General features: G+C 50.3%; 18 protein-coding genes. 16 read left to right on the forward strand and 2 right to left on the reverse strand.

Annotated features, from left to right (window positions below; all coding sequences use genetic code 11):
• Positions 1 to 17: 17 nt before the first annotated feature.
• On the reverse strand, positions 18 to 2,708 hold the full coding sequence (locus PCI15_RS03625; RefSeq protein WP_271273007.1) for a [protein-PII] uridylyltransferase: 2,691 nt from the start codon (positions 2,706 to 2,708) through the stop codon (positions 18 to 20).
• Positions 2,709 to 2,733: 25 nt separating this feature from the next.
• On the reverse strand, positions 2,734 to 3,504 hold the full coding sequence (gene map / locus PCI15_RS03630) for a type I methionyl aminopeptidase (protein WP_271273008.1): 771 nt from the start codon (positions 3,502 to 3,504) through the stop codon (positions 2,734 to 2,736).
• A 315-nt stretch (positions 3,505 to 3,819) separates the two neighbouring features.
• Here map and rpsB point away from each other — a divergent pair, with 315 nt between their 5' ends.
• From rpsB to accA, 16 genes are all read left to right on the forward strand, one after another.
• Complete coding sequence (gene rpsB, locus PCI15_RS03635) at positions 3,820 to 4,560, forward strand: 30S ribosomal protein S2 (RefSeq protein ID WP_271273009.1); 741 nt, start codon at positions 3,820 to 3,822, stop codon at positions 4,558 to 4,560.
• 109 nt (positions 4,561 to 4,669) lie between these two features.
• Positions 4,670 to 5,530 (forward strand): translation elongation factor Ts, encoded by an 861-nt coding sequence (gene tsf / locus PCI15_RS03640; RefSeq protein ID WP_271273010.1) that lies wholly within the window; start codon positions 4,670 to 4,672, stop codon positions 5,528 to 5,530.
• Positions 5,531 to 5,628: 98 nt separating this feature from the next.
• Positions 5,629 to 6,390: a UMP kinase gene (pyrH, locus tag PCI15_RS03645; protein ID WP_205659365.1), complete on the forward strand. Its 762-nt coding sequence runs from the start codon at positions 5,629 to 5,631 to the stop codon at positions 6,388 to 6,390.
• On the forward strand, positions 6,380 to 6,937 hold the full coding sequence (gene frr, locus PCI15_RS03650; RefSeq protein WP_205659366.1) for a ribosome recycling factor: 558 nt from the start codon (positions 6,380 to 6,382) through the stop codon (positions 6,935 to 6,937). Before pyrH ends, frr begins: the two co-directional genes overlap by 11 nt.
• A gap of 48 nt (positions 6,938 to 6,985) precedes the next feature.
• The gene (gene uppS / locus PCI15_RS03655) at positions 6,986 to 7,747 is read left to right on the forward strand and encodes an undecaprenyl pyrophosphate synthase (protein ID WP_271273011.1); all 762 of its coding nucleotides are present in this window, start codon (positions 6,986 to 6,988) and stop codon (positions 7,745 to 7,747) included.
• Positions 7,740 to 8,552 (forward strand): phosphatidate cytidylyltransferase, encoded by an 813-nt coding sequence (locus tag PCI15_RS03660; protein WP_271273012.1) that lies wholly within the window; start codon positions 7,740 to 7,742, stop codon positions 8,550 to 8,552. The genes uppS and PCI15_RS03660 overlap by 8 nt, the downstream gene beginning before the upstream one ends.
• 17 nt (positions 8,553 to 8,569) lie before the next feature.
• Positions 8,570 to 9,925 (forward strand): sigma E protease regulator RseP, encoded by a 1,356-nt coding sequence (gene rseP, locus PCI15_RS03665; RefSeq protein ID WP_271273013.1) that lies wholly within the window; start codon positions 8,570 to 8,572, stop codon positions 9,923 to 9,925.
• A 31-nt stretch (positions 9,926 to 9,956) separates the two neighbouring features.
• Positions 9,957 to 12,266, forward strand: a complete 2,310-nt coding sequence (bamA, locus tag PCI15_RS03670; RefSeq protein WP_271273014.1) for an outer membrane protein assembly factor BamA — start codon at positions 9,957 to 9,959, stop codon at positions 12,264 to 12,266.
• A 10-nt stretch (positions 12,267 to 12,276) separates the two neighbouring features.
• Positions 12,277 to 12,777, forward strand: coding sequence for an OmpH/Skp family outer membrane protein (locus PCI15_RS03675; RefSeq protein WP_271273015.1), 501 nt, complete (start codon positions 12,277 to 12,279; stop codon positions 12,775 to 12,777).
• A gap of 16 nt (positions 12,778 to 12,793) precedes the next feature.
• Complete coding sequence (gene lpxD, locus PCI15_RS03680) at positions 12,794 to 13,849, forward strand: UDP-3-O-(3-hydroxymyristoyl)glucosamine N-acyltransferase (protein ID WP_271273016.1); 1,056 nt, start codon at positions 12,794 to 12,796, stop codon at positions 13,847 to 13,849.
• Complete coding sequence (fabZ, locus tag PCI15_RS03685) at positions 13,836 to 14,273, forward strand: 3-hydroxyacyl-ACP dehydratase FabZ (protein WP_271273017.1); 438 nt, start codon at positions 13,836 to 13,838, stop codon at positions 14,271 to 14,273. Before lpxD ends, fabZ begins: the two co-directional genes overlap by 14 nt.
• A gap of 2 nt (positions 14,274 to 14,275) precedes the next feature.
• Complete coding sequence (gene lpxA / locus PCI15_RS03690) at positions 14,276 to 15,046, forward strand: acyl-ACP--UDP-N-acetylglucosamine O-acyltransferase (RefSeq protein WP_271273018.1); 771 nt, start codon at positions 14,276 to 14,278, stop codon at positions 15,044 to 15,046.
• 20 nt (positions 15,047 to 15,066) lie between these two features.
• A complete protein-coding gene (gene lpxB, locus PCI15_RS03695; RefSeq protein WP_271273019.1) occupies positions 15,067 to 16,215 on the forward strand; it encodes a lipid-A-disaccharide synthase in 1,149 nt (382 codons plus the stop codon).
• Entirely contained in the window at positions 16,216 to 16,824 is a 609-nt protein-coding gene (rnhB, locus tag PCI15_RS03700) for a ribonuclease HII (RefSeq protein ID WP_271273020.1), read from the forward strand.
• Positions 16,825 to 16,840: 16 nt separating this feature from the next.
• The gene (gene dnaE / locus PCI15_RS03705) at positions 16,841 to 20,329 is read left to right on the forward strand and encodes a DNA polymerase III subunit alpha (protein ID WP_271273021.1); all 3,489 of its coding nucleotides are present in this window, start codon (positions 16,841 to 16,843) and stop codon (positions 20,327 to 20,329) included.
• 123 nt (positions 20,330 to 20,452) lie between these two features.
• Positions 20,453 to 21,406: an acetyl-CoA carboxylase carboxyl transferase subunit alpha gene (gene accA, locus PCI15_RS03710; RefSeq protein WP_271273022.1), complete on the forward strand. Its 954-nt coding sequence runs from the start codon at positions 20,453 to 20,455 to the stop codon at positions 21,404 to 21,406.
• Positions 21,407 to 21,440: the final 34 nt, after the last annotated feature.

Genomic DNA, 21,440 nt, shown 5'->3' on the forward strand with positions numbered 1-21,440 from the left:
AAAGCGGCGGCCAGGGGTTATTGTTCGCCCTGGATGTGTTCATCCAGTTGTTGGCAGATATCTTTTTGCAATGCATCGCACAGGGCTTCATCTGTTAGTGGGTTGCCCTGTATATCGCTGATGAAGAAGTAATCTTCCACCCGTTCGCCGATGCTGGCGATTTTGGCTTTGCGAACGGATATTCCGTGGGTCATAAATATACGTCCCAGACGGGCCAGTAGGCCTGGGCGGTCCGGCGTCATAACTTCCAGTGTGGTTAATCCGTGTTCAGTGTCATTGATAATATTGACGCGTGTGGGATTAGCGAAGAGTTTGAGCTGGCGGGGAATGCGCCGATGTATAATGTTCGGATATTCTTCCGGATTGTTCAGTGCATTCACCAGGCTTTGCTGAATATACTCCAGGTGTGCGGCGTTATCGGTCAGCGGCTGGTTGTCTGCAGTCAGCACGGTATAGGTGTTAAGTGTCTGATTGTTGTCAGCCACCATGATGCGGGCGTCCTGGATGTTCAGGTTCAGTTGGTCCAGTGCTGATGCGGCGGCGGCAAACAGGTTTGGCTGGTCACGCATGTAGATAAAGACTTCTGTGGCCCCTTCAAATGAACGCCGGGACGTCTCGTGCATCTTCACCAGCGGCAAGTCAGATTCACCGTGTTCCAGAATGGCACGGGTTTGCCAGGCAATATTGAGGGCCTGTTCGCGCAGAAAATAATCATCACCCAGGTGTTCCCAGAAATTGAGCACTTCCATGCCGCCGCAGCCGTTGCGTTGCAGTTGTACCATGGCTTCATGCTGGGTTTGCTCAATCCGGTCTTCCCGGTTGATCGGATTTTCCAGTCCCCGTTGCAGAGCGATCTTAGTATCTGAGTACAGTTGGCGAAGCAGTGCGGCACGCCAGCTGTTCCAGAGGGTATGGTTGGTGGCGTTGATATCTGCGACGGTCAGAATGTAAAGGTGATCCAGGTGGTCCAGATCACGGACCTGTTTGGCGAAATGCTGAATGACATCAGGGTCAGAGATATCTTTGCGCTGCGCGGTCATCGACATCAGCAGGTGATTGCGGACCAGCCAGGTAACCAGATGTGTATCCCATTTTCCCAGGTGGTGCCGTTCGCAGAACAGTTTGACGTCTTCAGCGCCCAGTTCAGAGTGATCACCGCCCCTGCCTTTGCCTATATCGTGGTAAAGCCCGGCAATATAGATGAGTTCAATTTTCGGGATCTGATTAATGATCCGGTGAGCAATCGGAAATTGTTCGCTGTTGTCCGTATGGCGAAACTGACGCAGCTTTTGAATGACCTTCAGTGTGTGCGCGTCAACGGTATAGATATGAAACAGGTCGTGCTGCATCTGGCCGATAATTTCGCCGAATTCCGGCAGATAGCGTCCCAGGATGCCAAAACGGTTCATGCGCTTAAGTTCGGTGGATACTTTGAGGTTACCTCGCAGTAATTCCATAAAGAGTGAAATATTGCGGATATCCTTGCGGAAATCATCATCAATCCGGTGACGGTTGTTCAGGATCAGCCGGATAGTGGATGCCCGAACCCCTTTGATCTGTTCATTTTCAGCCAGCAGAACGAACAGTTCCATCATGGCGAAAGGATGGTGTTCAAAAACGCTGGGGTAGGCAGCCTTGATGTAGCCGTTATGCAAGTTAAAGCGCTTGTTGAGGGGCTCGATAACCTGCTCTTCACCGACACTGAGGATTACTTCATCAAAATACTGTAACAGCATGTTGTTGAATTCAGACATGGTCTTGGCAACGCGGTAGTACTTCACCATGAACTGTTCAACGGCCAGTGCACCGTCCTGATTTTTATAGCCAAACAGGTCTGCCAGTGTTCGCTGGTGATCGAACAGTAAACGGTCTTCCCGGCGCTTGCAGTGCATATGCAGTGCATAGCGGACAGTCCAGAGATAGCGTTCGCCTTTTTCCAGGGTGTCCAGTTCTGATTCAGTCACGAAGCCGTGGTCTACCAGATCATGAATGAAGGTGGTGCCGAAGTGTCTTTTGGCGACCCAGCCAATGGTCTGCAGGTCCCGGAGGCCACCGGGTGACGTCTTAAGGTTGGGCTCGAGGTTGTATTCGGTGTCGTTGGTTTTGTCGTGACGGCTTTTTTGCTCGTCAATCTTGGCGAGGTAGAATTCCTTGTCGCTCCATGCCCCGGACGTAACCCGGTGAAATATTTTGTCATGCAGGTGCTGGTTGCCGGTGATCAGACGGGACTCGATCAGGTTGGTGGCAATGGTGATGTCTTTTTCGGCTTCCCGGTAGCATTCCTCAAGGGTGCGGACACTGGAACCTATGTCCAGATTGATGTCCCAGAGCAGTGTCAGAAAACCGCTGATGCTGGCCTGCATCTGTTCGTCTTCAGTAGCATCGAGCAGGATCAGCAGGTCCACATCGGAATGGGGGTGAAGTTCCCCGCGGCCATAACCGCCGACGGCGATCAGGGCAAAACCGTTGTTATCCGGCCAGTCAAAAAGATTCCAGGCCTGAAGCAGCAGCTGGTCTACCAGCCAGGCACGGCCATAGATCAGCTTGCGGATGTCCTCTCCCTGAATAAAGCGCTCATCCATCAGGGCCCGCGCTTTTTTCAGGGTGTGTTTGAAGGCTGCAATTGGCGACGCTGCTGCCGCCAGTTCAGCACTGAATTCAGCGGCGCAGAACAGTGATTCATCCGCCGCGAAAAGGGTGTCGGACATCTTTAAGCCTGTGTCAGGGTTACACTCAGAAACTTTCTTCCTGACGCTTGGTCAGTACTTCATAGCCATCTGCCGTAACCAGAATTGTATGTTCCCACTGGGCAGATAAGCGTTTGTCGACGGTTTCAACGGTCCAGCCATCCCGTTTCAGCAACTTAACGTGACGCTTGCCAGCATTAATCATCGGCTCGATGGTGAATATCATGCCTTCTTCCAGCGTGACGCCGGTGCCGGCCTTACCGTAGTGAAGTACCTGCGGGTCTTCGTGGAAGCCTTCCCCAATGCCGTGTCCGCAGTACTCGCGAACCACTGAGTAGTGGTTGGATTCAGCGTGTTGCTGAATGACGTGGCCGATATCGCCCAGCTGCGCACCGGGCTTAACCAGTTCCATTGCTTTGTACAGGCATTCCTGTGTGATGCTTGCCAGACGCTCCGCGTGGGGCTGAGCCTTGCCGACAAAAAACATTTTACTGGTGTCACCGTGGTAGCCATCTTTGATGACGGTGATATCGATGTTGATCATGTCGCCGTTTTTCAGCGCCTTGTCATTAGGAATGCCGTGGCAAACCACATGGTTAACCGATGTGCAGATAGATTTCGGAAAACCGTGATAGTCCAGCGGTGCAGGAATGGCCTGTTGTTCGTTGACAATGTAATCATGACAGATCTGATTGATTTCATTGGTGGTTACGCCCGGTTTAACATGGGGTTCAATCATTTCCAGTACTTCCGCCGCCAGGCGTCCGGCCACCCGCATTTTTTCGATGGCGTCGGCTGACTTAATTACTATGCTCATATATACCCTTAAACTGTATTGGCTGGACGGTGTTGAGAGTTGTATGCCCGTGAATTTGTACGGCGCACTCTCTTATATAGTCTGAGCGTCGCATTGTAGCGAATTAAGCGCTTAAGAACAAAACAAGCACTTCAAAATATGCTCTGTTTATGGTATAAATCCGCCCGCAAATTTGCGTAGCTGTTGCCGGTAATCCCGGTACTGCCCGTAAATTATAAATAATCCACACATGTACCGACACATTGCCTTGGGTGCCGCTTGCGGTTGGGGGATGGGGTGCATGGAGGTCTAACCCTAATATTAGGAATTTTTAAAATGGCACAAGTTACAATGCGTGACCTGCTTAAAGCAGGTGTTCACTTCGGTCACCAGACCCGTTACTGGAACCCTAAAATGGGTAAGTACATCTTTGGTGCTCGCAACAAGATCCATATCATCAACCTGGAGCACACTCTGCCTGCTCTGAACGGTGCGCTGGATGTTGTTAAAGGTATGGCTGGTAACAAGAACAAGATCCTGTTCGTTGGTACTAAGCGTGCTGCAAGCAAGTGCATCAAAGAAGAAGCGACCCGCTCTGGTATGCCGTACGTAAACCACCGCTGGTTAGGTGGTATGCTGACTAACTACAAGACTATCCGTCAGTCTATCCGTCGTTTCCGTGATCTGGAAGCACAGAGCCAGGACGGTACTTTTGCTCAGCTGACCAAGAAAGAAGCGTTGATGCGTCAGCGCGAAATGGAAAAGCTGGAACGTTCTATCGGCGGTATCAAGGACATGGGTGGTCTGCCAGACGCACTGTTTGTTGTTGACGTTGACCACGAGCGTATCGCTATCAACGAAGCTAACAAGCTGGGTATTCCTGTTATCGGTATCGTTGATACTAACAGCAACCCGGACGGCGTTGACTACGTTATCCCAGGTAACGATGATGCTCTGCGCGCTATTCAGATCTACGTTAAAGCGGTTGCTGATGCGTGCTCTGAAGGTGGCGAAGCGACTGCTGCTGACAAAGGCGAATTCGTCGAAGTCGAAGAGCAGAACGAAGCTGCTGAGTAATCAGGCTGTAAGCGGCCGGGGTTTTTAATATCCGGGCTCGCGAGAGGGGAGCGGTAAGCTCCCCTTTTTTCAATGTGAATTTAAAAGTTTGTGAACGGGGTACAATTAAATGGCAAACTTCTCCGCTAAGCAGGTAAAAGAACTGCGCGATCGTACCGGTCTGGGTATGATGGAGTGTAAGAAAGCATTGGCTGCTGCCGATGGTGATGTTGACAAGGCTATCGAAGAACTGCGTAAGGCTTCAGGCATGAAGGCGGCTAAAAAAGCTGGCCGTACTGCTGCTGAGGGTGTTGTTGTTGTTCAGGTTGCTGAAGATAACAGCTATGCGGTAGCTGTAGAAGTTAACTCTGAAACTGACTTCGCTGCCCGTGATGATAACTTTGCGGCTTTCTGTCAGACCGTTCTGGCTAAAGCGTTCGCTGAAAAGCAAACTGACGTTGAAGCGCTGATGGCCGGTGAACTGAGCGAAGCACGTGACGCGCTGGTGCAGAAAATCGGTGAAAACATCGGTGTTCGCCGCATCATGCTGGTTGAGGGTGACGTAGTATCTGCATACGTGCACGGTACCGGTAACCTGGCTGCTGTCGTGTCTCTGACCGGCGGTAACGCTGAGCTGGCTAAAGACGTAGCTATGCACGTAACTGCTGTTAACCCACAGGTTGTTAACAAAGAAGACATGCCTGCTGATGTTGTTGCTAAGGAAAAAGAAATTATTCTGGCGCAGCCTGACATGGCAAGCAAGCCGGCTGAAATCGCTGAGAAGATGGTTGTTGGTCGTATCAACAAGTACCTGTCTGAAAACAGCCTGACTGAACAGCCGTTCGTTAAAAACCCTGACGTCAAAGTAGGTCAGTTGGTTAAAGATGCAGGCGCAAGCGTTGCTTCTTTCGTGCGTATCGAAGTAGGTGAAGGTATTGAAGTCGAGAAGAAAGACTTCGCTGATGAAGTTGCTGAGCAACTGAAAGGCTAATACCTGCCTGCTAATGGATTGCGCATCTTTTCAGGTGCGCAATCTATTTTTTTCTTGTTACACTGCTTCTAACTTCAGTCCTGGTGGAGACGCAATCAATGTCGGCCTCGAGTCAGCCTTCCAAAAAATTTAAACGTATTCTATTAAAACTCAGCGGCGAAGCCCTTATGGGCGATGAAAACTTCGGTATTGATCCGCAAGTTCTGAATCGTATGGCGCTGGAAATTGGCCAGTTGGTAGGTATTGGTGTTCAGGTTGGTATGGTTATCGGTGGTGGTAACCTGTTTCGCGGTGCTGCACTGAGCGCTGCCGGTCTGGACCGGGTAACCGGTGACCACATGGGTATGCTGGCTACCGTAATGAATGCTTTGGCAATGCGTGATGCGCTGGAGCGTTCAAATATCAAAACCCGGGTTATGTCGGCGATTCCGATGACCGGTGTGGTTGATGATTATGATTTCCGTAACGCAGTGCGTTACCTGAATCAGGGCGATGTGGTAATTTTCTCTGCCGGTACCGGTAATCCTTTCTTTACAACGGATTCTGCTGCCTGTCTGCGGGGAATAGAAATTGGCGCAGATGTCGTAATTAAAGCAACCAAGGTTGATGGTGTTTATACGTCTGATCCGGTGAAAGATCCGACTGCACGGCGTTACCGTCATCTGAGCTTTGATGAAGCAATTGAAAAGCAGTTGGGTGTAATGGATCTGACGGCGATTTGTCTGAGCCGTGACCACGATATGCCACTGCGTGTGTTTAATATGAATAAGCCTGGTGCCCTGGCAAACCTGATTGTTGGCGGCGATGAAGGCACCGTGATCGATAATAATGAGACGGTAGGAGATAAGTATGCTGAATGAGATTGCTCAGGATGCTCAAGAGCGGATGCAAAAGAGCCTGGAAGTACTGGCGAATAACCTGAAGAAAATTCGTACCGGCCGTGCGCACCCAAGCATTCTGGACACTGTGACTGTGTCTTATTATGGTTCTGATGTGCCGCTGAGCCAGGTGGCTAACATTTCTGTTGAGGATGGCCGTACCTTGTCTATCTCTCCGTGGGAAAACAATCTGGCCCCGGAAATTGAAAAAGCAATCATGAAGTCTGATCTGGGTCTGAACCCTTCTTCGGCAGGTGCGGTGATTCGCGTGCCAATGCCTATGCTGACAGAAGAAACCCGTAAAGGTTACATCCGTCAGGCCCGTCAGGAAGCGGAAAAAGGCCGTGTATCTGTGCGTAATGTTCGCCGTGATGCTAACGGTGACCTGAAAGACCTTCTGAAGGAAAAAGAAATCACTGAAGACGATTTACGTCGCGGTGAAGATCAGATTCAGAAATTAACGGATAAGTTCATTGCCGATGTGGATAAGCTTCTTGAAGAGAAAGAAGCCGATCTGATGGAAATCTGATAAGGATATGCCCGGTTTCATTGTTTGATGGTGCCGGGCGCTTTTTTGATGGCTGAAAAACTTCATCTTAACCTTCCTGAAGGGAAGGCTGTGCCACGGCATATTGCAATTATTATGGATGGCAATAATCGCTGGGCAAAAAAACACAAGCGCGTCAGTCTTTCCGGCCATAAAGCAGGTGTGGCCAGTGTACGCAGTGTTATTGAAGGTTGTGTGGAGCTGGGTGTGGAAGCACTTACGCTGTTCGCTTTCAGTAGCGAGAACTGGCAGCGGCCGGCACTTGAGGTAAAGGGCCTGATGGAGCTGTTTGCATGGGCGCTGGATCGTGAAGTCAGCAAGCTTAATAAGCATAATATCCGGTTGCGGGTTATTGGTGATAAGTCCCGTTTCAGTCAGAGCCTGCAGGAAAAAATTACCAAAGCAGAAATGCAGACAGCCGGGAATACCGGGTTGGCACTGAATATTGCTGCCAATTACGGAGGCCGCTGGGATATTACGCAGGCCTGTCAGCAACTCGCGCAGGCATGTGCTGACGGACAGCTGAATCCAGCAGAGATTACTGAGTCAATGCTGGGTGAGTATATTAATCTGGCTGATGTTGCAGCCCCTGATTTGTGTATCAGAACGGCGGGTGAGCAGCGGGTCAGTAATTTTCTGATATGGCAGATGGCTTACAGTGAGTATTACTTCAGTGACTTGCTGTGGCCGGATTTTGATAAGTATGCATTGGTTCATGCCATTGAAAGTTACTTGGGCCGGGAGCGACGCTTCGGCAAAACAAGCGAACAATTAGAGTCTGAGAATGCTTAAACAACGATTGATTACCGCCCTGATTTTAGCTCCGTGTGCATTAGCTGGGCTGTTTTTCCTTTCGTTCGATCTTTTCAAACTGTTTACCTGTGTGATTGTTTTATTTGCTGCCTGGGAATGGGCAGACCTTTCGGGAGTGCCGTCTGCCAGTGCGCGGGTGGCTTATTCTTCTTTCGTAGCTGCTTGTATAGCGCTGGTGGATTACAGCCTGCCGGTTGAATATTTTAAAGACTTTATGCTGCCAACCGTTTTGTTCTGGGTAATGGCGCTGTTCTGGGTGCTCAGGTTTCCGGTGGTCAGAGGGTGGCAGTCCAGCTGGCAGCGTATGATTATCGGCTTACTTGTTCTGGTGCCCAGTTGGATGGCGCTGGTGAGTATCCGTCAGCATCCTGATGGCAGCGTGTTCCTGCTTATGCTTCTGTTGCTGGTCTGGGGCGCGGATATCGGCGCGTACTTTGCCGGAAAAACCTGGGGGCGGAAAAAGCTGGCGCCTAAAGTCAGCCCGGGAAAAACGATGGCCGGATTCTGGGGCGGTATCGGTAGCTGTGTGCTGATTGCTGTTGGTTTTGTTGTTTATCTGGACTTTTCCGTACTGGACGGTTTTTATCTGATAGTGCTCTCTGTGGTCGCGGGTTTGGCATCGGTATTAGGCGATCTCTTTGAAAGTATGCTGAAACGCCAGCGGGGCATTAAAGACAGCAGTAAGTTATTACCCGGACATGGCGGTGTGCTGGATCGTATCGACAGTATTACTGCCGCGGCGCCGATGTTTGTGCTGGGTGTGCACGTGCTGACTACTGTGTAATTCAGGGAGTCAGATCTATGGATTTTCTTACCACTATTTTGGCGATGATTGTTACTCTGGGTATCCTGGTGACAATTCATGAATACGGGCATTTCTGGGTAGCAAGACGCTGTGGCATTAAAGTGCTTCGTTTTTCTGTTGGCTTTGGTAAGCCGTTGGTGCGCTGGCGGGATAAGCAGGATACTGAATACGTTATTGCAGCTATTCCGCTGGGTGGCTATGTTTCGATGCTTGATGAGCGTGAGGCTGATGTCCCGGAATCTCTCAGGTCGCAGGCTTTCAACCGTAAGACGGTGTACCAGCGCTTTGCTGTTGTTGCGGCCGGGCCGTTAGTCAATCTTATCTTTCCGATTTTTGTTTATTGGGCGCTGTTTCTTTCCGGCACCAGTGCATTGGTACCTGTTATAGGTTCTGTTAAGCCACAAAGCATTGCTGAAGTGTCCGGCGTTATTCCCGGTGGTGAAATTATTGCAGTAGACGGTCATATAACACCGACCTGGGATGATATTAATTTACGCTTAGCTGCGCGTATCGGTGATCAGGCGATGGTGCCGCTTGAGGTGCGTTATAAATCCCAGCAAAGCAGTCAAACCTATGTTCTGGACTTGCAGCAATGGACTTTGGACCTGGAGACAGAAAGTCCGTTGAGTTCCGTGGGACTTGTCGTATACAGGCCTGTGGTTCCTGTTGTGATCGGACGGGTCGAGCCGTCCGGCCAGGCGGAGCTGAGTGGGTTGCAGGTTGGTGATGAAATTGTGCGTGTGAACGGCGCGCCTGCCGGCAAGTGGGAAGATTTTGTAGCGCTGATACAGGCGAATGCTGGTCAAGAGTTGCGGCTGGAGGTTGTGCGGAACGACGAAGCAATCCTGTTGTCCATTATTCCGGCGGAAAAACGCTGGGAAAGCGGTGACGTTACCGGGTATATCGGTGCGGGTGTTCAGCCGGTTGAGTGGCCGGAGGACATGCGGCGGGTTGTTCAGTATGGTGTGTTCGAATCAGCTGAACATGCGGTGCGTAAAACCTGGCAGATGATAACCCTTACCCTTGATTCTATTTGGAAAATGCTCGAAGGCATCTTATCGGTAAAAAACTTGAGTGGACCGATAACCATTGCTAAAGTGGCAGCTGCCTCAGCAGCATCAGGTCTTGAAACCTTTGCCAGCTTTCTGGCATATCTGAGTATTAGCCTGGGTATTTTAAATTTATTGCCGATCCCAATGCTGGATGGCGGACATCTGGTGTATTACTGCATTGAAATAATTCGGGGCAGGCCGGTGTCGGAAAAAGTGCAGGCAGTCGGATTAAGGCTGGGTATGGCTGTACTGTTTACCTTGATGGGGGTCGCGATCTTCAATGATCTTATGCGGCTTTAATAACCAAAATAACGACGAAAAGAAGTGGTTCATGAAACGCAGATTCGGAGTTCTGTTTTCCCTGGCTTTGTTTGCATTTGGTACGCAGGCAGAAACATTCACAGTAGAAGATATTCGTCTTGAGGGGATTCAAAGGGTAGAGCCGGGTGTGGCTTTGCGTTATTTTGCAATTGATTCAGGTGAGCAGGTAGACAGTGCTGAACTGGCCAGTGCGACACGGCGTTTATTTAAAACCGGATATTTCGAAGATATCCAGCTGGAGCGTGATGGTGATGTGCTGGTGTTGCGGGTTAAAGAACGTCCTGCGGTCAGTTTAATTCGCCTTGAAGGTAACAGTGTTGTCGATGATGAGGCGCTGCTTGCAGGTCTGGAGCAGACCGGCCTGAAAGAAGGTGATGTATTTAAACGGGCAACGCTGGATCAGATCCGTCAGGATTTATTGCGTCTCTATGTCGGCCGCGGGCGTTACGGTGCCGATATTCAAACTGAGGTTGAACCGCTGTCCGGTAACCGGGTTGCACTGAACATCAATGTGACCGAAGGTAAGGTCGCGACCATCCAGCATATTAATATTGTTGGTAATACCGTCTTTGAAGAAGAAGAGCTGACTGACCTGTTTAGCCTGAAGCTGCCGGGTTTCTGGTCGTTCTTCACCAAGAGTGGCCGTTATGCCCGTGAAAAGCTCTCAGGTGATCTTGAACGGCTACGTTCATATTACCTGGACCGCGGTTACGTAAACTTTAATATTGATTCTACCCAGGTCTCGGTTTCACCGGATAAAAAACACATTTTTATCAGCATTAATATTACCGAAGGTGAGCAGTACAGCGTCAGCAGTGTTGATGTTACCGGTGATCTGGTAGTGCCTAAAGAAGAGCTGATGGAGGCCCTGACGATCAGTGACGGTGAAATTTTCTCCCGTGAAAAAGTCACGACTTCGCAGACGGCTGTGGAGCGCAAGCTGGGAGATCAGGGGTATCTGTTTGCCAATGTAAGCCCTGTGCCTGAATTGAATGAAGAGGATAAGACAGTCACTTTGCGTTACTTTGTCGCGCCTGGTAAACGTACCTACGTACGCCGGATTAATATTACCGGTAATACCGGGACTGCGGATGAAGCAGCTCGTCGGACGATTACACAGATGGAAGGGGCAATTGCCTCTTCAGAAAAGATCGAAACCTCGAAAGGTCGCATCGAACAGACCGGTTATTTTCAGTCGGTCGATGTTGATACAGTACCTGTGCCTGGTACTGATGATCAGGTAGATCTGAATTATGTGCTCGAAGAACAGAACTCTGGTAGCTTAACGGCAGGTATCGGTTTTTCCCGTACGGCGGGTCTGATCCTGAATCTGGGGTTAAGGCAAGAAAATTTTCTGGGATCCGGTAAGCAGGTTGGCATTAATATTGAAAAATCGGATACCCGTAAGCAATTGTCTTTCAGTTATTTAGATCCATACTATACAGTTGACGGTGTGAGCCGTGGGTTTGATTTCTATTTTCGTGAACGAAACTTTACCAACAGTAATGTCAGTGACTATCTGACCGATGAAATCGGCGCGCGGGTAAACTTCGGCTATCCGATTGACGATTTTCAGCGTATCAATTTCAGTCTTGGGGTTGAACAGGTTGATCTGAAGACTAATGGTACCAATACTGCTCAGGAAGTATTCAACTTCATCGAAAAAGAAGGCGATAGCTATCTGAACTTCACGACTGCATTGCGCTGGACAGAAAATAAACTTAACCGCCGGGTCTTCCCAACCCGCGGTACGTATCAGAGCGCTGAATTAACGGTGGCGATTCCGGGCAGTGATCTGACGTATCATTCCGAGCGTTATGAATATAAGTGGTACAAACCGCTGGACAGTGTTGAAGATTGGGTTATCTCTGCCAGAGGTCGTTTAGGGTATGCAGGCTCATTGGGAGATAATGATTATCCGTTCTACCGGAACTACTTCAGCGGTGGTCTGTCTTCTGTACGGGGTTTTAAGACCAATACTCTGGGTCCAAGGGACAGTCAGAATGACGCATTTGGCGGTAATGTGCAGATTGACGGCAGTGTAGAACTGATCGTACCGGCGCCGTTTATCAAAGACTCATCTTCTATTCGTACACTGGTGTTCTTTGATGTCGGTAATGTATTCCAGACCGAATGTCTGGCCGGTAGCACGAACTGCGACTCGGGGATTAAGTTTGATGAATTACGTTACTCGGCGGGTATCGGCTTTAGCTGGCTGACACCGGTAGGTCCGTTGTCATTTGCGCTGGCAAAACCTCTGAACTCCAAGTCCGGGGATGACGAACAAACATTTGAATTTGCGCTGGGCCGGACTTTCTAAGGAGAAAGTGATGAATGTTTTTAAATCAATAGGTTTGGTTGTAGCGCTTGGTCTGAGTTCATCTGCGATGGCTGACAAAGTGGCGACCCTGAGTGTCCAGCAGGCACTTTTAAGTAGCCAGGCTGCAGAAGTATTTCGCCAGACAATGACGGAAGAGTTTAAGCCACAGGCAGCACAGTTAGCTGAACTGGAAAAGCAGGTCAAGCAGATGCAGGGTGATCTGCAGAGTGCGCAGGCAGCCGGTGCCAGCCAGGCGGATTTGCAGCAAAAGAATCTGCAGTTTCAAAAACTGGTAACTGAATATCAGCGTCAGGGCCAGGAGATGCAGTTGCAGCAGCGTGAGCGTGAGCAGGCATTCTTAAAGAAAATGCGTCCGCGGCTGGATGCTGTTATCCGCGATATGATTGAAAAAGGCGGTTACGACGTTGTAATCAATAAACAATCCACTATTTATGCCAAGCCTGAGCTGGATATCACAGCGAAGGTTGTTGAATTACTGAATAAGCAATAAGTTGGCAGCGTCGGGTTTGCAGTATTCATTACAAGAGTTAGCGAAATATCTGGATGCGACGCTTGAAGGCGGTGAGGCGGATATTAACGGGCTTGCCACTCTTGAGCAGGCGGATGCCGGGCAACTGACGTTTTTTCACAGTGCCAAACCCCGTTATTTGCAGCAGTTGAAAAAGTGCCGTGCGGGTGCCGTTTTAGTCAGCGAAGTGCATAAAGCACTGGTACCAACCGCTTGCCTGATTGTTGACGATCCTTACATCGCCTATGCCAGAGTGAGCCGCTTATTCAGCGGAGCTGATGATATGCAGGTGGGAGGTGTCGCGGGTAGTGCGGTAGTCGCGCCGACGGCAACGCTGGCTACAGATGTTATTCTCGGGCCGAATGTGGTTGTGGGTGCAAACTGTAAAATTGGCGCTGGCGTTTCAGTGGGTGCGAATACTGTACTGGGCAATGACTGTGAGATCGGTGCCGGTTCGGTTATTCAGCCCAATGTGACGTTTTATAGCGACGTAACAGTTGGTGAAAATTGCCGTATTCACAGCGGCGCGGTGATCGGTGCAGACGGTTTTGGGTTTGCACAGGACAATGGTCAGTGGCTTAAGATATATCAGTTAGGCGGTGTCCGGATCGGAGACTGCGTAGAGATCGGTGCAGGTACGACGGTTGATCGTGGTGCGCTGGATCATACTTTTATTGGTAACGGTGTTATTATCGATAATCAGGTGCAGATAGCGCACAATGTTGTCATCGGTGATAATACCGCCATTGCCGGCTGTACTGCCATTGCCGGCAGTACCCATATAGGTGAGGCCTGTACAGTGGCTGGTGCCTGCGGTATTACCGGGCATCTTGAAATTGCCGCAGGTACACACATCACGGCGATGTCGTTAGTCAGTAAGAATATTGATTCCGCCGGGGCTTATTCCTCCGGTACGGTTGCAGAACCACATTCACAATGGAAACGGAATGTTGTCCGTTTTCGTCAGCTGGACGAGATGTCCCGTAAGCTGAAAACGTTAGAAGCAGAATTTAAGCAATACAAAGCAAAGGTTGATCCGAATGATGGATGTTAATGAGATCCGCAAATATTTACCCCACCGTTATCCTTTTTTATTAGTCGACAGGGTGGTTGAGCTGATCCCCGGGGAATCCATCGTTGCTTATAAGAACGTTACGATTAACGAGCCATTTTTTAACGGACATTTTCCTGACCATCCGGTAATGCCGGGTGTGCTGATTGTTGAAGCCATGGCGCAGGCGGCAGGTATTCTTGGTTTTAAAACCATGGATAAAACTCCTCAGGACGGCTCTATTTATTATTTTGTCGGTTCCGATAAGCTGCGTTTTAAGCGCCCTGTGGTGCCTGGTGATCAGTTGCAACTTGAAGCCAGTATCGTTTCCGAGAAACGTGGGATCTGGAAGTTTGATGTTAAAGCGACCGTGAATGGCGAGCTTGCGAGCTCCGCAACAATTCTTTGTGCTGACAGAAAGGTTTAAGATTGATTCATCCACAAGCGATAGTTGAGTCCGGCGCTAAGCTGGCTGACGATGTTGAAGTAGGTCCCTGGAGCTACATCGGTGCGGATGTTGAGATTGGTGCCGGGTGCCGTATTGGTCCCCATGCGGTGATAAAAGGCCCGACTAAGATGGGCAAAAATAACCGTGTGTTTCAGTTCTCCAGCATTGGTGAAGACTGTCAGGATAAGAAGTATCAGGGTGAACCTACTGAACTGGTAATTGGTGACGACAACGTATTCCGTGAAGGTTGTACAATTCACCGGGGGACGGTTCAGGATAACAGTATTACGATAATTGGCAGTGATAATCTGTTTATGGCCAATGCGCATGTCGCGCATGACTGTGTCGTGGGCAGCCATAATATTATTGCGAATAATGCCGCGCTGGCCGGTCATGTTCACCTGGGGGATTATATTATCCTGGGGGGCTTTACGGCGGTGCATCAGTTTTGCCATATCGGCTCATACAGTATGTGTGGTGCTGGTACTGTCGTGCTGCAGGATATTCCCGCTTTTGTTATGTGTAATGGTAATTCAGCTAAGCCCCATGGTATTAACTCGGTTGGATTGCGCCGTAAAGGTTATAGTGATGATGCTATCCGTACGATTAAACGGGCCTACCGGTTAATCTACCGCAGTGGCTTAAAACTGGATGAAGCGCTGGCTGAACTGCAGGAGTTGGTCGTTGACTGTGTGGAAGTACAGCTGATTATTGATTCACTTAAATCTTCTGAGCGGGGCATCATCCGCTAATCATTTCTATGGCCGGACGTATGAAAGTTGCTGTCGTAGCCGGTGAGGCGTCAGGGGATATCCTTGGCGCTGGTCTTATCAGAGCGTTACGCAAATCTTATCCAGATCTTGAAGTCCGTGGTATCGGTGGTGAACTGATGCAGGATGAAGGCTGTCATTCGCTGTATCCGATGGAGCGGCTGTCAGTCATGGGGCTGGTTGAAGTGCTGGGCCGGCTCAGAGAGCTTCTTAACATCCGTAAGCAACTGACGCAGCAACTGACCGACTGGCAGCCTGACGTCTTTATTGGCATAGATGCACCGGACTTTACCCTGAATCTGGAAGGAAAATTGCGTTCTGCAGGTATTCCTACCGTACATTATGTCAGCCCGTCAGTGTGGGCCTGGCGCAGTAAGCGGGTATTTAAGATTCTTAACACAACCGATCTGATGTTAACGCTGTTGCCTTTTGAAGCACGTTTTTATGAACAGCATAATATGCCAGTCAGATTTGTGGGCCACCCGCTGGCAAACATGATTGATCTTCAGCCGGATCAGCCTGACGCGCGCCGCCAACTTGGCATTTCTGAAAATGAGCAGCTGATTGCGGTTATGCCGGGCAGCCGGGGCGGGGAGCTGAAGTACCTGGCCCGTCCATTTCTGGACACGGTTCGCTGGTTGCTGGACAGAAATCCTGATTTACATTTCATTCTTCCGGCAGCAAATCAGACCCGTTACGACACCCTTCAGGAACTGTTGCAGTCAGAATACAAGGACTTACCTGTCAGGCTGCATCTGAAAGAATCCCGTTTAGTGATGCAGGCAAGTGATGCCATACTGATGGCGTCTGGCACGGTTACCCTTGAGGCGATGTTACTTAAGAAGCCGATGGTGGTGGCTTATAAGATGGCGTCACTGACGTATCGGATTTTGTCCCGTCTGGTGAAAACCCCCTATATCTCGTTGCCAAATCTGCTGGCAGGGGAGAAGTTAGTGCCTGAAGTGTTACAAGATGATGTTCGTCCTGAGGTCTTAGGGCCGCTGGTCGAGCAAGCGCTGCAGGACAGCAGACAGCAGGGACCGGTGACTCAGCGATTCCATGATTTGCACCTTGAGCTTCGTCAGAATGCCGATGAGCGTGCAGCAGAGGCGGTTTTACAGCTGGTTGCTGATAAGCGGGGAGGCGCCTGAATGCAAATACAGGGGGTTGATTTCCGCAGCCATCAGCTTGTCGCCGGTGTGGATGAAGTTGGCCGTGGGCCGCTGGTCGGGAAAGTGGTTGCCGCAGCAGTGATTCTTGATCCGGATAACCCTGTTGCCGGCCTGACCGATTCAAAAAAACTCACCGAAAAAAAACGTGAACTGCTGTACCCTGAAATTCAGGAAAAGGCACTTGCCTGGGCGATTGCCTGGGCTGATGTTGCTGAGATAGATGCGCTGAATATCTTACATGCATCTATGCTAGCCATGAGCCGGGCCGTTAATCAGCTATCACCGGTGCCTGAGTACGCACTGATCGATGGCAACCGTTGTCCGCAGGGGCTGGTTTGTCCGTCAGAAGCCATCGTCAAAGGGGACCTGAAGGAGCCGGCAATCAGTGCCGCGTCTATCCTGGCAAAGGTCTACCGGGACCGGGAAATGAAAGCGCTGGATAAAATCTATCCACAGTATGGTTTCGCCAAACATAAAGGGTATCCGACAGCCCTGCATCTGGCGCAACTTGAAAAATATGGTCCTATTTCTGAGCACCGGCGCAGCTTTAAGCCCGTGGCCCGATTACTCGAACAACATACTGTTTAACTGAGTTGGTTTATTTATGAATAACACCCCCGGTTTTGTCCATCTTCGTCTGCACAGTGAATTCTCACTGGTTGATGGTCTGGTTCGTATCAAAGAGCTGATGGGGGCTGTTAAACAACAGCAGATACCGGCAATAGCGCTGACAGACCAGACGAACCTGTTTGGCCTGATTAAATTTTTTAAGGCGGCCACCGGTACCGGTGTGAAGCCGATTTTCGGGTCGGATGTCTGGGTGGTAAACAGCCTTGAGGATGACGAGGCGCACCGGCTTACCCTGCTGGCGATGAACGAGACCGGTTACCGTAACCTGACTGAACTGATCTCACTGGCGTATGAACAAGGCCAGAATGTATTGCATGACCGTGCAGTTATCCTTAAAGACTGGATCGCTGCGCAGCCGGAGGGGATGATTGCCCTGTCCGGTGCTAAAGAAGGTGAAATCGGTAAAGCCTTGCTTGCTGGCAGTGATGAGGCCGATGCCATCCTGGCGCAGTGGCAGACTATGTTCCCGCAGCGCTTTTATCTGGAGATTCAGCGAACCGACCGCACCAATGATGAAGAGTGTGTACATGCTTCGGTTCAGCTGGCGCAGCGCAGCGGTTGTCCGCTGGTGGCAACTAACGAAGTTATGTTTATCTCACCGGATGACTTCGAGGCGCATGAGGCCCGGGTCTGTATTAACCAGAGCCGTACACTTGAAGATCCTACCCGGCCAAAGGATTACAGTGAAACCCAGTATCTGAAATCTGCGGAAGAAATGCAGGCGCTGTTTGCGGATATCCCTTCCGCGGTTGCCAATACCGTACAGATAGCTAAACGCTGTAATCTGCAACTTGATCTTGGTACCTATTACCTGCCGAAATATCCGATTCCGGAAGGCATGACCATGGACGAGTTTTTTGCCGATGTGTCATGGAAAGGTCTGGAAGAGCGTCTTGATATCCTGCTGGATAAAGATGCTGAAGATTACGCAGAAAAGCGTAAGCCCTACGAAGACCGGATGAATTTTGAGCTGGATATTATCACCCAGATGGGTTTCCCCGGTTACTTCCTGATCGTAATGGACTTTATTCAGTGGGGTAAGGATAACGGCGTGCCTGTAGGCCCTGGCCGGGGTTCCGGTGCGGGTTCATTAGTGGCCTATGCACAGAAAATTACCGACCTTGATCCTCTGGAATACGATCTGCTTTTTGAGCGATTCCTGAACCCAGAGCGGGTATCGATGCCTGACTTCGATATCGATTTCTGTATGGATAACCGCGATAAGGTTATCGATTACGTCGCAGAAACCTATGGCCGTGATGCGGTATCTCAGATTGTTACTTTCGGTACCATGGCGGCAAAGGCGGTGGTGCGGGACGTTGCCCGGGTGCAGGGCAAGGCATTTGGTCTGGCGGATAAACTGTCCAAACTGATCCCTTTTGAAATAGGCATGACGCTCAGCAAGGCGATGGAAGAAGAGCCGATGATGCGTGAGTTTGTGGAGTCCAGCGAAGAAGCGCAGGAAATCATGGACATGGCCTATAAGCTGGAGGGGGTTACCCGTAACGTCGGTAAACACGCCGGTGGTGTGGTAATTGCCCCGACCAAGCTGACAGACTTTGCCGCCACCTATTGTGATGAGCATGGGCAGGGGCTGGTTACTCAGTTTGATAAAGGTGATGTTGAGGAGGCCGGACTGGTTAAGTTCGACTTCCTGGGTTTGCGGACCCTGACCATTATCGACTGGGCGGTAAAGACCATTGACCGGATTCGGGCGAAAAGCGGCGAAGAGCCGCTGGATATCGCGCTGATTGACCTGGAAGACCCAGTTACTTTTGATTTGCTGCAGTCCGCTGAGACCACGGCGGTTTTCCAGCTTGAGTCCAGCGGTATGAAAGATCTGGTAAACCGGCTGAAACCAAGCCGCTTTGAAGATATTGTCGCACTGGTAGCGCTGTTCCGTCCGGGGCCGCTGCAGTCCGGCATGGTAGATGACTTCATTAACCGAAAGCACGGTTTAGCTGAGCTTGCCTACCCCCATGCGGATTACCAGTTAGAGAGCCTGCAGCCTGTATTGGAGCCTACCTACGGCATCATCCTGTATCAGGAGCAGGTAATGCAGATTGCTCAGGTGATGGCAGGCTATACCCTGGGTGGTGCGGACATGCTGCGCCGGGCGATGGGTAAGAAGAAACCCGAAGAAATGGCCAAGCAGCGGGTTTCGTTTCTTGAAGGATCGGAAAATAACAATATTGACCGGGATCTGGCCGGTAATATTTTCGATCTGGTGGAAAAGTTCGCCGGTTATGGTTTTAACAAGTCTCACTCCGCCGCTTATGCACTGGTGTCCTATCAGACGGCCTGGCTGAAAGCGCATTATCCTGCGCCTTTCATGGCAGCGGTATTGTCCTCTGATATGCAGAACACCGAAAAGGTGGTGATCTTCATTGAAGAGTGCCGGACCATGGAGTTGCCACTGGTACTGCCGGACGTGAACTGTGGCGAATATATGTTTACCGTGAATGATGACGGTGAAATTGTTTACGGTTTGGGGGCGGTAAAGGGCGTGGGTGAAGGCCCGATTGAGTCGATTGTTGAAGCCCGTCAGGAGGGCCCGTTTAAGGATATTTTTGACTTCTGTAAACGGGTTGGCAGTAAGAAGATCAACAAACGTGTTATGGAAGCCCTGGTTCGCTGTGGCGCACTGGATAAACTCGGTCCGGACCGTGCCCAGCTGTGGGCTGCCATTCCTGAAGCGCTGAAAGCAGCTGATCAGAGTGAGCGCAATCAGAGTGCCGGTATGTTTGATCTGTTCGGTGATATGGAAGCCGAAGATCCCCGTGACCCTTATGCAGACTACATGAAGCTGCGTTGCTGGACGGATAAAGAGCGTCTGCAGGGTGAGAAAGATACCCTCGGCTTGTATGTAACCGGTCATCCGATTGACGAATACGAGTCAGAATTGCCGAATATTATTTCCAAGCGAATCGTTGAGTTACAGCCGGCCCGGGGCCAGCAACAGAAAATGCTGGGGCTGGTGGTAGATATCCGGATGAAGAAAACCAAGAAGGGTGATCCGCTGTGCTTTATTACACTGGATGACCGGACGTCCCGGATAGAAATTACGCTTTTCGGTGACAGTTTTGATGAGCATCGCCATCTGCTGAACAAAGATGCGATCCTGCTGGTCGAAGGTGAAATTGCACACGATGATTATTCAGGCCGGACTAAAGTTCGGGCCAGTAAAGTCATTGATATCACTCAGGCCAGAGCCCGGTATGCATCGCATATACAGGTGAACTGTCAGGCAGATCAGCTGAAAGAACGTCAGCTTAAGGTTCTTGAGCAGTTACTCGAAGGGGCGAAAGGCGCTTCTGCCGTGAGTGTCGCTTTGCAGTACAGCCGGGAAGATGCATCTGCACGGGTGTATCTGGGGGATGACTGGAAAGTGGAACCGACAGATGAGGTGTTACTGAAGCTGAAGGATCAGTTTGGTGGTGATGCTGTGTCTGTTTGTTATTAAATCGCCGCTAAGTGACGCCTGATACTGGTTCTTAATTCCATGTACGGGTACACTTAGCAGAATTTTTTTCCGTTACCGGGACACGCCCGGCAGCGATATAGAAACAAACGGAATACGTTACGCATGAATCCCAATTATCTGGATTTTGAACAGCCAATTGCTGACCTTGAAGCGAAGATCGAAGAGTTGCGTCTGGTTGGTAATGACAACGAACTGAATATTGAAGAAGAGATCAGCAAGTTGCAGGCAAAAAGCAGCAGCCTGACTGAGTCTTTATTTTCTGACCTGAGTGAGTGGCAGGTTTCGCAGCTGGCGCGGCATCCTCAGCGTCCGTATACGCTTGATTATGTTAAGCACATCTTTGATGACTTTGAAGAGCTGCACGGTGACCGTCACTATGCAGATGATCAGGCGCTGGTCGGTGGTATTGCCCGTCTGGAAGGGCGCCCTGTTATGCTGGTCGGTCATCAGAAAGGCCGTGAGGTTAAAGAAAAAGTACGCCGTAATTTCGGTATGCCACGTCCGGAAGGGTATCGTAAGGCCCTGCGTCTGATGGAAATGGCAGAACGTTTCAATATGCCGGTACTGACCTTCATTGATACACCGGGTGCGTATCCGGGGATCGGTGCAGAAGAGCGTGGTCAGAGTGAAGCGATTGCTTACAACCTTGCGGTTATGTCCCGTCTGAAAACGCCTATTATTTCTACCGTTATCGGTGAAGGCGGTTCCGGTGGCGCACTGGCGATCGGTGTCTGTGATGAGTTGCTGATGCTGCGTTATTCCACTTATTCAGTTATTTCGCCGGAAGGCTGTGCATCAATCCTGTGGAAGAGTGCGGAACGTGCTCCGGATGCTGCTAAAGCAATGGGCCTGACATCTGACCGTCTGTCTGAACTGGGGCTGGTTGATCAGATCGTTGATGAGCCTCTGGGCGGTGCGCACCGTGATCACGGTCTGATGGCTGCTAACCTGAAGAAACACCTGATGGAAACGCTGGCCCGTCATGATGAATTCAACACCGAAGAGCTATTGGAGCGTCGTTATCAGCGCCTGATGTCTTACGGTATTGATCAGTAAGCTCTGTCTGCTATAAAAAAACCGTCGGTATCCC

The organism is Aliamphritea hakodatensis (assembly GCF_024347195.1).
GTDB lineage: Bacteria > Pseudomonadota > Gammaproteobacteria > Pseudomonadales > Balneatricaceae > Amphritea > Amphritea hakodatensis.